Genomic DNA, 15,204 nt, shown 5'->3' with positions numbered 1-15,204 from the left:
GTGCGCGCACGGCGCGAGGGAGTGCTCGTGCCACGCCGAGCCGCCCGCCCCCGGCGCCGTGCTGCGGACGCTGGACGTCGGCCGTGTCGGGGCGGACACCACCGTGCGCATCTTCCCGCAGCTGGAGGTCTCCACCCCCGGCGATCCGGCGGAGATTGAAGCCGACCGGGCGGCCGACGAGGTCCTGCACATGCCGGACCCCCGTCGTCGCCGACGGACCGGCCGCCCCCCGCTCTCCGCGACCAAATCCGGCGGGCCGAACCGGCCGCCGACCCCGCATCCGACCCCATCTCCGACCCCACCTCCTCGGGCCGCCGATCCGGCGGCATCGAGCACCGGCTCGACCTCGCCCGTGGCGGTGGCGTGCCCGCTCGCCCCTTCGGAGCGCGCGTACTTCGAGCCGCGCTTCGGCGCGGACCTGGCGAACGTTCGTGTGCACACGGATCCGGCAGCGGGCACGCTGGCCCACGACCTGGGCGCCGCGGCGTTCGCCCGCGGTCCGGACGTGTTCTTCGCCCCCGGCCGCTACGCCCCGCAATCCGCCGGGGGCCGACGGCTCCTGGCCCACGAGCTCGCCCGCGACCCCGAGGAGCACCCATGACCGTTGCGGAGCCGGGTGAGCCACGCGCCGGCGCGCGCAAGATGGTGGCTACGCCAGGCCGACCGCTCGAAGAGTCGGTCCGGCGCGTGGCCGAAGCGCATTTCGGAGCCGACTTCGACGCCGTCCGGGTCCACACCGACGCTCTCGCGGCGAAGTCCGCCGACGCACTGGGCGCCGACGCCTACACGGTCGGCCACCACATCGCGTTCGGCGACGGCAAGTACACGCCCGTGTCGCCGGGCGGTCGGCGGCTGCTCATGCACGAGCTGGCGCACGTCGCGCAGCAGCCCGCGGTCGACCCGACCGCCGTCGAGCGGATGCCGGTGGCCATGCCGCACGCCGCTGCCGAGCGGGCGGCCGACCACGCCGTCGCCGTTCCCGGTGCCCCGACGGTCGTCTCCCCGCCTGCCATCCATCGCCAACCCAAGGAGCGTCCGAAGCTGACGTTCGAGCTGAACGTCTTCGGCATCGAGGGCACTCCGCAGACCAACGCCAATCTGGTGGCGTTCGCCCGCTTCGTCGCCGGGACCCTTGAGTCGGACCTGGACGACGTCGAATCCGTCGAGCTGCGGGCTCGAGCGCGCAACTGGCTGGACACGACCGCCAAGGCTCTCCCGTACTTCGAGCAGCACGCGGCGGAGCCCATCGACGACGCCATGGTGCCGCTGATCAATCATCAGGCCGAGCAGCTCGTCGCGATCCGGGAGGCGATTCGCGAGGAGCAGGTCGAGCGTCTGCGGGCCGCACTGGTAGCGGAGCAGCGCGCTGCGGAGAAGGCGGCCGCGGCGGCCGAGGCGCTGCAACCGAGGCTGGACGACGCGCTCCGGGTGGCGTACCGCATGGGCGACTCGAGCGCAGTCAAGACCGCCGTCAGTACGGTGAAGACCGGGTTGAGCGCCGCGCGCAACCTCAACACGCTCGCCCGGGACATCACGACCGACATCTTTAAGCTGCCGTTGCCGAAGGGCACCACGATGTCCATCGACAGGTGGTCGTCGCAGATTGGTCGGGTCAAAGTCACGATCGTCAACGTCGGCAAGTACACCGACATGCTCACCAAGCTGAACCGCGGCCTGGCTGTGATCAACATCGCACTCACGATCGCCGACCGGCGCAAGCGCGCAACCGACGTCGAGCAGGGCATGAAAGACCTGGAAGACGTCGTGGGCATTGCGACCGACCTGGCGACGCTGTCGCCCGTTTCGCTGCCGCCGCACATGTCGCTGATGTCCACGCTGTGGATCAAGCCGGCATTGAAGGTGATCTCCAAGCAGATCGGTGTGCTGGTCGAGCAGCTCGGCGAGGTCAACCGGATCAGCGTCGAGGTCACCGGCAACCTGATGTACCCCGGCGCCGAGCCGGGCGGGCAGGAGATGTTTGATGTGATGGTCGCGGTCATGCGTGCGAGCACGGCGTCTGAGGTGCCCCCTATTCGGGACCGGGTGGCGGAATACCTCTACGACCACCGAGACAAGCTCGAGGCCGGAGCCGAGGAGGCCGTGCCCACCAGCGGTTGGTGGTTCTGGGAGGCGCTGGACAGCGACCGCAGCCGAGCCTGGCTCTTCACCCACCGGAGACGGATCTGGGCGATGTTCTACGGCTCGATGGCCGTCCCGGAGCGCCGCAGCCGGTGACGGGATCTCGCGCGTGACGACGTGGTGACGGGCTCCCCGCACGCTCTAACGGTCACCGATCCGTAGTGGCCAGAGGAGGTCCGGCGCGATGAGCACCCCCTTCTCACCGCGCGTGGTCAAGGGTGCGCTCGTCGGGCTGGATCTGTTCAGCCCCCTCACCTCGGTGATCGTCTTCCAGTACAACCCGGAGACGGTCACCCGGACGCTGCAGGGGCAGGCGTCGGGTGATGGCGGGGCTCGGTCGGAGGCCACGCGGCTCAAAGGGCCGCCGATCGAGACGATCAAAATCGACGTCGAGATCGACCGGCTGGCCGAGGAGTCGGGGGTGGGCGATCCCGACCTGGGCATCTACCCGCAGCTCGCCGCCCTGGAGATGCTTCTCTACCCGGCCAGCGCGCTGGCGGTGGCGAACACCAAAGCGCTGGCCACGGGCACGATCGAGGTGATGCCGCCGGTCGGGCCGTTCACGCTGCTGGTGTGGGGGCCCAAGCGGGTGCTGCCGGTGCGGCTCACCGAGTTCAGCATCACCGAGGAGTTGCACGACGCGGACCTGAATCCATTGCGCGCCAAGGTGTCGCTCGGCCTGCGGGTGCTCAGCTACACCGACCTGTCGATCACCCACCCCGGTTACTACGTCTTCCTTTCCCACCAGATCGTCAAAGAGGCGCTGGCCAAGGTCGGCAGCGGGATCAACCTGGCCGCCGTCATCGGCGCCGACGTCAAGGTCATCTGAGGAGCCCGGGTGTTCGACTTCACCAGCCGCTACGCGAGCCTGCCGACGACCGTCTTCGTCGGCGCCGACGGACGCGAGCTCGCTTACGTGCGCCGCCGCTTCGTCCCCGACGGGTCGACGCTGCCGGTGCTCGCCGAGGTGCGGGTGAACCAGGGGGACCGGATCGACCTCATCGCCGCGCGGACGCTGGGGGTGCCGGAGGTGTTCTGGCGCATCGCCGACGCCAACGACGCCCTCGATCCCGCCGCGCTCGCCGCCGAGCCGGGCAGGCGCCTGCGGGTGCCCGCCCCGCAGCCGTAGCGGGCCCGCCATGCTGCTCGGGATCAAGCTGCGACTGCTGATCGGCCAGGTGAAGCCCGTACCGGTGCCGGGGACGCTCGCCGAGGCGCTGGTCGGTGTTGAGGTGACGCTCGCCGACACCGGACGCAGCGGCTTCCAACTATCGTTCCAGACGGGCCGCAGCGGCGCCGCCGACCTCACGGACTACACGCTGTTGGCCAACCCGCTGTTGCGCCCGTTCAACCGGGTCATCCTCGTGGTCACGTTCAACGGGGCCGAGAGCGTGCTCATGGACGGCTTCATCACCACCACGCAGCTCGCGCCGAGCGAGCAGCCGGGCGCCTCGACGTTCACCGTCACCGGTGAGGACGTCAGTGTGATCATGGACCTGGAGGAGCGGAACGCGACGTACCAAGGCTCCGAGGACAAGATCGCCGAGGCCATCCTCACCCCCACGTACCAGCGCTACCTGGCGTCCAAACCGGACGTCAAGCCGCCGCGCAACCCGCGAAGCCCGTCGCTGAACGACCCGACCCCCGCCCAGGGATCACAGACCGACCTAGCCTACCTCAACGAGCTGGCCCAGCAGGTCGGGCACGTCTTCTACGTGACGCCCGGACCCGAGATCGGGCAGAACAGAGCGTACTGGGGTCCTCCGGAGCGCACCAGCGGCCAGTCCGCCCTGACCGTCAACATGGGACCTGAGAGCAACGTCGACTCCATCAACTTCACGTTCAACGCGCTGGCCGCCACTGTGGTGACGGGCACGATCCGCGACGCCGACTCGGACAAGACCCAGACGATCACGGCGGAGCGCACCTCCCGCACGCCTGCGCTAGCCGTGCAGCAGGCACCCACCGCGCTGGCCCGCCGCCGCACCGCCCTCCTCTACCAGAGGCCCGACGCCTCCGACCACGGTCCTGCACGCCGTGGCAGCATGACCGTCCCGGAGGCTCAGCAGTTCGCCCAGGCCAAGGTGGACGCCGCGGCAGAGCAGACGGTGTCGGTGTCCGGCGAGCTGGACGCGTTGCGCTACGGCGGTCTGCTGCGCCCCCACGCACTGGTCGGACTGCGCGGCGCGGGTTTCACCTTCGACGGCAAGTACCTCGTCAACAGCGTCACCCACACGATCCGCGCGGGCTCCTACAAGCAGCGGTTCACCCTCAGCCGGGAGGGCGTCGGCTCGACCGTCGCCCGCGTGGGGGTGTTCGGATGACGTGCTACTTCGGCAAGTACCGCGCGACGGTGGTCGACAACAAGGATCCCGACAAGATCGGACGCGTCCGGGTCACCCTCGACAACCCGCTGTTCGACAAGCCGCAATGGGCGATGCCGTCGGTGCCGTTCACCGGCCCGCAGGCGGGCGTGTACGTGGTGCCACCGGAGAAGGCGCGGGTCTGGGTCGAGTTCGAGGAAGGCGATCGGGCCAAGCCGATCTGGTGCGGCGGCTTCTGGGAGAAGAAGACCGTGCCGTCCGAGGCGTTGGACCCGGCGCCTCCGACCCCGCACATCCTCCTGACCACCGGAAAGAACAGCATCCACCTCTGTGACGGCGCGGCCAAGCCGCTCACCGGTTCGGGCGGGATCGTGCTCAAGAGCGGGTCGTCAACGGTCGTCATCCGCCCGGACGGAATCACGATCAGTGCCGAGAAGATCAACATCAAGGGTCTGACGACCATCAACGACGGCGCGCTGACGGTGCAGAAGTAGGAGCGTGACATGCCCGGCTCGGTGGTCCCGCTGAACGCGGGTGTGCTGTGCTTTCACGCCGCGACGGCCGCGATCGGCGCGGGCCAGACCAAGGTGCTGCTCGGTGGGCAGCCCGCGGCGACGACGGAAAACGCGATCAACGTGACCGGCCCCTGCCCGTTCACTGTCCCCGCGACCCCAGCCAAGCCGCAGCCGTGCGTGACGATCACCTGGGGCTCGACGAGCACGAAGGTCACCGCGGGCGGCAAGGCCCTCTTGCTCGGAGCGCCGGGGACGGTGCCGGGCGTCTGCCAGAGCGCCGAGAAAATCCCGCAGGGCGCACCGAGTCTGACCGCCGTGCAGAACAAGGTGAGTGCGCTGTGAACATCGATTTCCCCTTCACGGTCGACGTCCGCGGCCGGACTGCCACGGTTGCGGACGACGGCCACGTCCGGGACATGATTGAGCAGGTGCTGTTCACCGCGCCGGGTGAGCGGGTGAACCGCCCCGACTTCGGCTGCGGGCTGATCCAGCTCGTCCATGCCCCGAACAGCCCCGAGCTCGCCACGGCGCTCCAGTTCACCATCCAGGCCGCACTGCAGCGCTGGCTCGGCGACGTGATCGAGCTGCAGGACGTCGACGTCGAGAGCGACGAGTCGATCATCCAGATCACGGTGCGTCATGTCGTAAAGGCCACCGGGGCGCCGCGCGAAGACACGTTCGTCGGGACGGTGTGATGTCCGAGCTGATCTGTCGAGACAACCGCCGCCGTGCCGCGCTCCGGGCGTCCGGCCACAACGGGCTCGACTACCTCGAGGTCGGCGACGACCAGCGCACCCTCACCGCGTTCTTCCTGGTCAAGGGGCCCGCGCGGATCACGGCAGCGGACGTGGCCGTCGTCGGCGGCAGGCGGGTGCGCGACATCTGCGTCGTCGACGTCCGGATGGGCCGCGCCGAGGACCCCGATCGCGACGACTGCATGGTCGTCACCCTCGATAAGGCGGGCGACTTCTCGACCTACGAGCTGCGCGTGAACTCGGCCGACCTCGACCCCCGCTACTCGGTGCTGCCCTTCTCCTTCAAGGTCAACTGCCCGGCCGAGCTGGATTGCGTGGCGGAGCCGCCCCCGCCGCCGCCCCCGACGTACGGCCCGGAGATCAGCTACCTGGCCAAGGACTACGCGAGCTTCCGACAGATGCTGCTCGACCGGCTGGCGGTGGTGATGCCGCAGTGGCACGAGGACCACGTCCCCGATCTCGGGATCACGCTCGTCGAGCTGCTGGCCTTCGTCGGCGACCAGCTCAGCTACCACCAGGACGCCGTCGCCACCGAGGCCTACCTCGGCACCGCCCGGCAGCGGATCTCGGTGCGCCGACACGCCCGCCTGGTCGACTACCGGATGCACGAGGGCGCCAACGCCCGCGCGTTCGTCTGCCTCGCCACCGACACCGACGTCACCCTGCCCGAGGACGCCTTCTTCGCCACACGCGGCGACCGCGAGGTGTTCGAGCCGATGTGGCCGCGCGCTCGGACGATCCGTGCGGCGCACAGTCGCATCTGCTTCTACACCTGGGGCGACGGCGAGTGCGTGCTCCCAAAGGGCGCTACGAGCGCCACCCTGCTCGACGAGCACGACGCGTTGCACCTGCGCGCAGGCCAAGTGTTGATCTTCGAAGAGGTGCTGAGCCCGAAGACGGGCGCGGCGGCCGATCGGGATCCGCGGCGGCGGCACGCGGTGATGCTCATCGCGGTCGACCGGGCTCGCGATCCGCTCAACGGCGCTCTGCTCGTCGAGATCTGCTGGGCGCCCGAGGACGCGTTGCCGTTCCCGCTGTACCTGTCGGCGGTCGGGCCGCCGCCCGCGTGCGCCGAGCTCACCGACGTCAGCGTCGCGCGCGGCAACGTCGTGCTGGTCGACCACGGCCGCCTGGTGAGCGACGAGGACCTCGGTGCGGTGCCGCAGCTGTCGGCCGTGATGCCGTGCGCCGAGGCCGCCTGCGGGCGGTCGGCCACGTTCACGCCGGGCCGGTTCGCGCCGGTGCTCGCCCAGTCGCCCGTCACGTTCCGAGCGCCGCCGCCCGCGACCACGTCCGCCGCCGCGCTCATGGCGCCGCCGGACCCGCGGGCGGCGTTGCCCGCGCTGGACCTGACCAGCCTGCCGTCCGCACCGGGCCAGGTCGACGACCTGTTCGACCGGGCCGACCTGCTGGACGTCGTCGCCGTGGCCGCCCGATTGCAAGATCCGGCCACGCCCGCCGACCACGCGCTCTTCGCGATGGTGTCCGCGGCCGCGCGGGACGAGGCCGAGGCGCTGCGCTCGGAGTTGCGGGCGCTGCTGCAGCGGTGGGCGCCGGTGTACGACCTGCTCACCAGCGCGCCGACCGACCGGCACGTCGTCGTCGAGGTCGACAACAACGGCCGCGCCCACCTGCGCCTCGGGGACGGGCGCTTGGGCCGCCGTCCCGAAGCCCACGAGCGGTTCTCCGCCGACTACCGCGTGGGCGGCGGCAGCGCGGGCAACGTCGGGGCGGACACGATCGTGTGCGTCGGCCGCCGCACACCGGGCTCGGACATGGCGGTGCTGACCGCGCGCAACCCACTGCCCGCCTGGGGCGGCACCGACCGCGAGCCGGTCCAGAGCGTCAAGCTGCGCGCTCCCTCGGCGTTCCGGCGCGAGATGGTGCGCGCCGTCGTGGCCGAGGACTACGCGCGCCTCGCCGAGCGCGACCCGCACGTCCAGCGGGCCGCGGGCGTGCGGCGGTTCACCGGAAGCCGCATCGAGGTGCACGTCGCGATCGACGCCTATGGCGGAGTGGCGGACCCGGCGCTGGTCGCTCGGGTGGCGGCGGCGCTGGAGCCGTTCCGCCGCATCGGCCACGAGATCGTGGTCTTGCCCGCGACCACCGTGCCGCTGGACGTCGCGATCACCGTCTGCGTGCGGCCGGACCGGATCGCCGGACACGTGCGCGCCGCGGTGCTCGACGTCCTCGCCGCCTTCTTCGACCCCGACCGGCTCACGTTCGGCGACGACGTGCGAGTCAGCAGGCTCGTCGTGGCCGTGCTCGCGGTGGCCGGGGTGGATAACGCCCAGGTCACCTGCCTGCGGCGGCTTGAAGGCGGGGACAACGTCGTCGACGACGGCGTGCTGCGGATCGGGCCGCTCGAGGTGGCCCGCCTCGACCGCGACCCGGACGCCCCGGAGAACGGTCGGCTCACGGTGAAGGTGGAGGGGGGCCGATGAGCTGCGACTGCGGATGCACTAGCGGAGCCACGCCCGCGGCGGTGCAGAATCGGCCGGGCCTCGACGCGATCGCGTACCGCGTCGGCACACACCGGCAGTTCCTGGACGCGATGACGGCTCGGCTCTCGGCGACCGATGGCCTGCCCGCGCTCACCACGCGGCAGCCCGACGACCCCGCGCTCGCGCTGCTGGACGCGGCCGCGAGCCTCGCCGACGTCCTCACGTTCTACCAGGAGCGTATCGCCAACGAGGGCTACCTGCGCACAGCCACGGAGGACGGCTCGATCCGGGAGCTGGGCAGGCTGGTGGGCTACGCGCCCCGCCCCGGCGTCGCCGCGACGACGTTTCTTTCCTACACCCTGGATGACGACGTTCGGGCTCTGTTGCCCCGTGGCAGCCGGGTGCAGAGCGTGCCCGGTCCGGGGGAACAGGCGCAGACGTTCGAGACGGTGGAGGAGCTGGACGCGCGCGGTGAGTGGAACACGCTGCCCGTCCGCACGACGCGCGACCGCAACGCCGCGATCCTCGACGACGCGGCGAAGCTCTCGACCCCGACTGGGCCGCCGCCGTCGATCGCGCTGGCGGGCACCTCGACCGGGCTGAACCCAGGCGACCCGCTGCTGGCCGACTTCGGTGAGACCCAGGTGCTCTTCCGCGTGATCGAGGTCGAGTCGGACGCGGCCGCCGACCGCACCCGGGTCGCGGTGCTGCCCTGGACACCCCCCGGGCCGAACGGCCTGAGCCCGGCCATCGTGCTGGCGGCGGTCGAACGGTTCAGCGACCTCGTCGCGGCCGGTGTGGACCCCACCCGGATCACCGCGAAGAACGTGCTCGCCGTGTTGGCGACACTGCGGGGGACGGCAACGGGCGGAGCGACACCGGAAGCGCTCACCACGGTGATCGCCGACGAGGTGCTGCCGTCGCTGCGGGCCGAGCTCGCGGCGCTGCGCGCGCCGACCGGACCGCTGCGGGCGTGGCTCACCACGATGATCGCCCGGATGCGGGAGCTGACCGACCCGGTGGTGGCGGCACGCGAAGCCACCAGCCTGCTCCAGCAGGGCGGCGAATCGCCCGGCACCACGACGATCGGGGCGGCCCTCGGCGGCTTGGCCAAGCCCGCCTCGGTGCCGCCCAGCAGCGCCCAGAACCGGCCGCCGGATCTAGCCACCGACCTCGCTCCCACCTCCGACGCGCTGCCCGACCTGCTCCTGTCCCTCCGCCCCGACCTGGCGTCGACGCTCTACTCGGCGTGGCAGGGCGTTCCCGCCACGCCGGCCGGGACGCTGCGCTGCTACGCGCTGCGCAAGCGAGCCTCGGCGTTCGGGCACGCCGCGCGCCCCGAGGTGATCACGGACGACGAGAACGGCAAGATCGTCGAGGAGCGCGAGTGGGCGCTGTTCCGCGCATCGGGTGGGCCGCCGGAACTGTTCACCGTGACCGTCGCCCTCCCGCTCACCGGGACGCTGGTGGGCGGCGGCGGCATACCCGAAGGCGAAGTCCCGCCTCAGGACCCCGCACAGATCGAGATCACGATCGGGGAGGTCACGGCCGATCCGCGTTCGGTCACCCCGGCGGAGCTGCTCGCGGGCGTGCCGGTCGCCGTGCCGGCCGCGAAGGAGACGGTGCTCGTCCAGCTGTTGCGGCCACCGGACGGGCCCACCGCCCGGCTCACCATCGAGTTCGCCAATCGTCGGATCACCGTCGAGACCACACTGGACTTCGGCGTCGATCCACCGGAGGTGGCGGTCACCGCGTCGAGCCTCGGCAGCGACCCGGTCGACCTCACCTATGCGCTGGGGTTCGGCGAAGGTGGCTTGGAATTCTTCGGCAGTCGGGCCTCCGAGCTGCGGTTCACCGTCGCAGGCAGGCACACCGGGGCGGGGCGGACCGCCTCCGAGGAGCCCTCTGTCGTGTCGCTCGACACCACCTACCCGACCCTCACCCCCGGCGGCTGGATCGTGCTCGACCGGCCCGACGCCGTACTTCTCCGGCGCATCAGGGCCGTCCGGGAGGCGAGCCGGTCCGACTACGGCATCACCGGCAAGAGCACCTTCGTCGGCATCGACGCGCCCTGGCTGGACCTGGAGGACGACACGTTCGCGGTGATCCGCGGCACGGCCGTGTACGCCGACAGTGAGCTGCTGACGTTGGCCGAGACGCCGCTCGACCCGGTGACCGAGGCCGTCTGCGGCGCTGAGATCGAGCTGGACGACCTCTACGACGGCCTTCGCCCCGGCCGCTGGCTCGTGGTGAGCGGCGAGCGCACCGACATTACCGGTGACGCAGGCGTTGCCGTTCCCGGCGTGCCCGCCACGGAGCTGGTGATGCTCGGCGGGGTCCGACAGGAGTTCCACCAGGAAGAGCCGGGTGCGCGCACCCGCACGACGCTGCTGCTCGCTGAAGAGTTGGCCTACTGCTACCGCCGCGACACGATCACGCTGCTCGGCAACGTCGTCAAGGCGACACAGGGGGAGAGCACCACGGAGATGCTGGGCAGCGGCGACGGCACCGCGTCCCACCAGGTCTTCACGTTGGTGCACCACCCGCTGACGTTCGTCTCGGCGCCCACCGACAGCGGCGTGGAGAGCACGCTTTCGGTGCGGGTCGACGGCGTGCGGTGGCGTGAGCTCCCCGACTTCATCGACGCAGGGCCGACCGCGCGCGCCTTCGTCACGGCGACCGGCGAGCAGACCGACGTCGTCTTCGGGGACGGCCGCGAGGGTGCCCGGCTGCCGACGGGGAGCGAGAACGTCGCGGCCGACTACCGCTTCGGCATGGGCGCAGCGGGCAACGTGGCCGCAGGCACGATCACGGTGGCGAGCACCCGTCCGCAGGGGGTGCTGGAGGTGGTCAATCCGCTGCGGGCCACCGGCGGCGCCGATCCCGAGCCCGGTGCGGAGACTCGCAGGCGGATCCCCCTCGGGGTGACCGCGCTCGACCGCGTGGTGTCGGTGGACGACTACCGCGACTTCGCCGTCACGTTCGCGGGGATCGGGAAGGCCGCCGTCGCGGAGCTTGCGCAAGGCCGCAGCCGGATCGTGCACCTCACCGTGGCGGGGGTGGACGACGCGCCCCTGGAGGGCTCCGACGTCGTGGCCAATCTGCGGGCCGCGCTGATCCGCTTCGGCGACCCCGACCAGCCGTTCCTGATCGAGGTGCGGCAGCTGCTCGCGCTGGTCGTCGCGGCGAAGGTCGCGGTACTCCCGGACCGGCGCTGGGACGACGTGCAGCCCGCGATCCGCACCGCGCTAATAGATTGCTTCGGCTTCGCCCGCCGCGACCTCGCCCAGGACGTGACTGCGGGTGAGGTGACCGCGGCGATCCAGGCGGTACCCGGCGTCGACTTCGTCGACCTCGACAAGCTGGACACGATCAGCGAGGCGACGGTGGCCGCGTTGTTGACCGATCCGAAGGCCGGGGGACTCGATCCCGGACTGCGGAAGCGGGTGTTCGTCCGCCCCGCGCGGCGCGTGGGCGCCGAGATCGTCCCGGCCGAGCTCGCGTTGCTGCGGCCCGGCGTGCCCGCCCTCCTCTCGCTCACGGAGATGCCCCCATGACCACGGACCGGCTCTACGACCTGCTGCCCGCCGTGCACCGGCGCCGCGACGCCGACGTCAAGCAGCCACTGCGAGCGTTGTTGGCCATCGTGGCCGAGCAGTTGGACGTCGTCGAACAGGACATCGAGCGCCTCTACGACGACTGGTTCGTCGAGACCTGCAGCGAATGGGTGCTGCCCTACATCGGTGAGCTGGTCGGGTTCACGCCCGATTCCGACGTACCCGTCGCCACCTCGGGGGAGCTGGCCCGCGTGCTGTTCCCGCGCGCGCAGGTCGCGAACACGATCGGGGACCGCCGCCGTCGCGGCACGCTGGCGGTGCTGGAGAAGCTCGCCCGCAACGCGGGCGGCTGGCCCGCCACAGCGGTGGAGTTCTCCCGGCTGACCGCGGGCCTGCAGTCGCTCGTGCACCCGAACGTCGAGCGTGGGCGGATCGTCGACCTGCGCGACGCCGACGCGCTCGACCGCCTCGACGGGCCGTTCGAGTCGACGGCGCCCGTGGTCGACACGCGGCAGCTCAGCGCCCGCAGCGCGTTGGGTAGGCACGCGCCCAGCGCGGTGGGCCTGTTCGCGTGGCGGCTCGCGGCCGTGCCGGTGACCCTGCGCCAGCCCTACGCCCAGGAGTCCGTCGGGCCGCAGGCGTACACCTTCAGTGTGCTGGGGGTGGACACGACGCTTTTCGGCCGGGGTGGTGGCGCGGGCGAGCTGGCCGTCCCGGCTCCGCTGCGGAGGCACACGTTCGTCCGCAGGCTCGACGAGCTTTACGGCGCCGATCGCGACGTCCAGATCTGGTGGGTGCCGCCCGGCGGCACCCCGGCCGACCCGCCGCCGCGGGAGCTGATCTCGCGCGAGCGGATCGTCGTCGCCGACCTCACCGACTGGACCTATCGCACGCCGCGCGGCAAGGTCGCCGTCGACCCCGTGCTCGGCCGGATCGCGTTCCCCAGCGCGACCACCGAGCAGCCCCGACGCGGCATCTGGGTGAGCTACCGGTACGGGTTCCCGGCCCAGCTCGGTGGCGGCGAGTACGAGCGGGCGCTCCCAACGCCTGCCGCGCACAGCCGCCTGTACAGGGTCGGTGCGGGTGCCCCGTTTGCACGGCTGGGTCAAGCGCTGCGGCACTGGTACCTCGATCGGCCCGACGCGGCGGTGATCGAAGTGGTGGACTCCAGCACGTACACGGAACCGATCTCGGTGGAGCTGGGGGAGGGCCAGTCGCTGGAGCTGCGCGCCGCATCCGGCACAGCGCCCGTGCTGCGGCTGTTGGACTGGCAGACCGACCAGCCTGACGCGCTCACGGTCACCGGCGAGGAAGGCAGCTGCTTCACCATCGACGGGTTCCTGGTCACCGGCCGCGGCATGCGTGTCGCGGGGGAGCTGGCCCACCTGGAGATCGGTCACTGCACGCTGGTGCCCGGATGGGGGCTCCGGCCGGACTGCAGGCCGCGACGGCCGGGTGAGGCCAGCCTCGAGCTGGACGACGTCGACGCCGTCGTCACCATCGCGCACAGCATCCTCGGACCGATCCGGGTCGTGCACGACGAGGTGCGGAGCGAGCCGGAGCGCCTCACCGTCACTGACAGCGTGCTCGACGCCTCCGACCCCCACGCGCTGGCCGTCTCCGCCGCCAACGGCGACACCGCCCACGCCGAGCTGCTGCTGCGCCGGGTCACCGTGTTCGGGTCGATCCGCACGCACGCGGTGGAGCTGGCCGAGAACTGCATCTTCACCGGTCCGCTGCGGGTGGCGCGCCGCCAGCTCGGTTGCGTCCGGTTCTCGTCGGTGCCCGAGGGATCGCGCACGCCGCGGCGCTTCCGCTGCCAACCGGACACGGCTCTAGCGACCGCGGCGGCCGATCTCGCGCGCAGCGAACGCCTGCGGCTGTCCCCGGATTTCGTGAGCACCCGCTACGGCACGCCGAACTACGCCCAGCTCGACCTGACGTGTGCCGACGAGATCCGCACCGGTGCCGAAGACGGCGCCGAGATGGGTGTCTACCACGACCTCTTCCAGCCGCAACGGCTGGCGAACGTCCGCAACCGACTGCGGGACCAGACTCCGGCCGGGGTCTATTCCGCGGTCATCCTGGTGAACTAGGGAGAGCCATGAAGGCCGACATCGGGCGCCTGACCTTCGACCCGGCGAAGCGGTTCGCCCAGGTGGTGCTGCAGCAGGGCCGGGTGCAGGTCGAGTCCGACTGGAACGAGCAGGTCGCGATCCTGCTGCACGCGGTGCGCACGCTTGCGGCCGACCTGATCGGCCCCTGGGGTGGCACCCAGGGCGCGTTCGCGCTCGCCGTCAGCACCGACGCGTCCGCTGACCTCGAGCTCGGCGCAGGCGTCTACTACGTCGACGGCATCCGCGTGGAGAACGACCCCGGGGTGCGCTACCTGAACCAGCCCTACTATCGGGTGCCCGATCGCGACAAGCTGACCGCCCCCACGAGCGGCACCGACAACCACCTGCTCTACCTCGACGTGTTCGAGAGGCTGGTCACGGCGGACGAGGACGCGTCCCTGCTCGACGTCGCGCTCGGCGGACTCGACACCGCCGCCCGCACCCAGCCGGTGTGGCAGGTGCGCACCGCCCGCCTCACCGAGACGGCGCTCTCCGGGGCGACCTGCGAGAAGATGCCGGACCTGTGGGCGACCACGCTGCAGGACCTCATCGCGAAGCCGCAGCGCGGCGAGCTGCGAGCCCGCGCACGGGTGCGGGACGAGTACATCGACCAACCGTGCGCCATCGACCCGCGAGCGTCGTACCGATTCGACGAGAACGCGCTCATCCGCGTCGAGGTGCACCAGGGCGGACCCGCCGGGACGGCGACGTTCAAGTGGTCGCTGGACAACGGCTCCGTCGCCCTAGCGGTCACCGAGTTCCGCGGCGAGACCCTGCACCTGGCCACGCTGGGTCGAGACCCGCGCCTCACCCTCGACGTCGGCGACTTCGTCGAGTTGGAGTCCGACGACTACGTCCTGCAGCACGAGCCCGCCGAGTGCCTGTACAGGGTCACCGAGGTCGACCGTCCGGCGCTGACCGTGAAGGTGACGCCCGCGCCCCCGGTGATCCCACCCGACCAGCACCCGCGGCTGCGGCGCTGGGACCAGAAGAACAGCACCTTGACCCCGCTCACCGACAAGGGCACGGTCGCCATCGCCGAGTCCGCCAACGCCGACGGCCCCTACATCGACCTGGCCCATGGCGTCCAGGTGCAGTTCCAGCAGGTCGCGGGCACCGAGTACCGCAGCGGGGACTTCTGGTTGATCGAGGCCCGCACGGCCATCGGCGACGTGATCTGGCCCCAGACCCAGGACACGGCGGGGCACGTCGTGCCCGCCGCGCTCCCCCCGCGCGGGATCGAGCACCACTACGCGCCGCTCGCCTGGGCGACGGTCGCCGCCAACGGCGCGGTGAAGGTCGAGCAGTCGTTCGTGCGGCACGTCAACCCTCCCGTCGCCTGCGGCTGAGCCT

At 71.4% G+C, this 15,204-nt stretch carries 12 protein-coding genes; all 12 read left to right on the top strand.

Translation table 11 applies throughout. From position 1 onward, the window contains the following. Positions 1-58: 58 nt before the first annotated feature. The 12 genes from PH189_RS25610 to PH189_RS25555 all read left to right on the top strand — a co-directional run bounded on the left by PH189_RS25610 (position 59) and on the right by PH189_RS25555 (position 15,200). Positions 59-601 (top strand): eCIS core domain-containing protein, encoded by a 543-nt coding sequence (locus PH189_RS25610; protein WP_274191679.1) that lies wholly within the window; start codon positions 59-61, stop codon positions 599-601. Further along, positions 598-2,235: an eCIS core domain-containing protein gene (locus PH189_RS25605; RefSeq protein ID WP_274191678.1), complete on the top strand. Its 1,638-nt coding sequence runs from the start codon at positions 598-600 to the stop codon at positions 2,233-2,235. The genes PH189_RS25610 and PH189_RS25605 overlap by 4 nt, the downstream gene beginning before the upstream one ends. Positions 2,236-2,323: 88 nt before the next feature. Continuing rightward, entirely contained in the window at positions 2,324-2,968 is a 645-nt protein-coding gene (locus PH189_RS25600; RefSeq protein ID WP_274191677.1) for a hypothetical protein, read from the top strand. A 9-nt stretch (positions 2,969-2,977) separates the two neighbouring features. Further along, positions 2,978-3,268, top strand: coding sequence for a LysM domain-containing protein (locus PH189_RS25595; RefSeq protein WP_274191676.1), 291 nt, complete (start codon positions 2,978-2,980; stop codon positions 3,266-3,268). Positions 3,269-3,278: 10 nt separating this feature from the next. Next, positions 3,279-4,463: a phage late control D family protein gene (locus tag PH189_RS25590; RefSeq protein WP_274191675.1), complete on the top strand. Its 1,185-nt coding sequence runs from the start codon at positions 3,279-3,281 to the stop codon at positions 4,461-4,463. Positions 4,464-4,492: 29 nt separating this feature from the next. Further along, complete coding sequence (locus PH189_RS25585; protein WP_274191674.1) at positions 4,493-4,957, top strand: phage baseplate assembly protein V; 465 nt, start codon at positions 4,493-4,495, stop codon at positions 4,955-4,957. Positions 4,958-4,966: 9 nt separating this feature from the next. Further along, positions 4,967-5,320: a hypothetical protein gene (locus PH189_RS25580; RefSeq protein ID WP_274191673.1), complete on the top strand. Its 354-nt coding sequence runs from the start codon at positions 4,967-4,969 to the stop codon at positions 5,318-5,320. Continuing rightward, positions 5,317-5,673, top strand: coding sequence for a GPW/gp25 family protein (locus PH189_RS25575; protein ID WP_274191672.1), 357 nt, complete (start codon positions 5,317-5,319; stop codon positions 5,671-5,673). Before PH189_RS25580 ends, PH189_RS25575 begins: the two co-directional genes overlap by 4 nt. Beyond that, positions 5,673-8,177 (top strand): putative baseplate assembly protein, encoded by a 2,505-nt coding sequence (locus tag PH189_RS25570; protein ID WP_274191671.1) that lies wholly within the window; start codon positions 5,673-5,675, stop codon positions 8,175-8,177. The genes PH189_RS25575 and PH189_RS25570 overlap by 1 nt, the downstream gene beginning before the upstream one ends. A 41-nt stretch (positions 8,178-8,218) precedes the next feature. Then, positions 8,219-11,734 carry a putative baseplate assembly protein gene (locus PH189_RS25565; protein WP_274191670.1) on the top strand — a complete coding sequence of 1,172 codons (3,516 nt, stop codon included), beginning with the start codon at positions 8,219-8,221 and terminating at the stop codon, positions 11,732-11,734. After that, positions 11,731-13,830, top strand: a complete 2,100-nt coding sequence (locus PH189_RS25560; RefSeq protein WP_274191669.1) for a hypothetical protein — start codon at positions 11,731-11,733, stop codon at positions 13,828-13,830. The genes PH189_RS25565 and PH189_RS25560 overlap by 4 nt, the downstream gene beginning before the upstream one ends. Positions 13,831-13,838: 8 nt before the next feature. After that, entirely contained in the window at positions 13,839-15,200 is a 1,362-nt protein-coding gene (locus PH189_RS25555) for a DUF6519 domain-containing protein (protein ID WP_274191668.1), read from the top strand. Positions 15,201-15,204: the final 4 nt, after the last annotated feature.

Origin of the sequence: Actinomycetospora chibensis (assembly GCF_028737215.1) — a bacterium.
In the GTDB taxonomy this organism is placed as follows: domain Bacteria; phylum Actinomycetota; class Actinomycetes; order Mycobacteriales; family Pseudonocardiaceae; genus Actinomycetospora; species Actinomycetospora chibensis.
The sequence above is the reverse complement of the archived record's forward strand: the minus strand, read 5'-3'. Positions and strand labels throughout refer to the sequence as shown.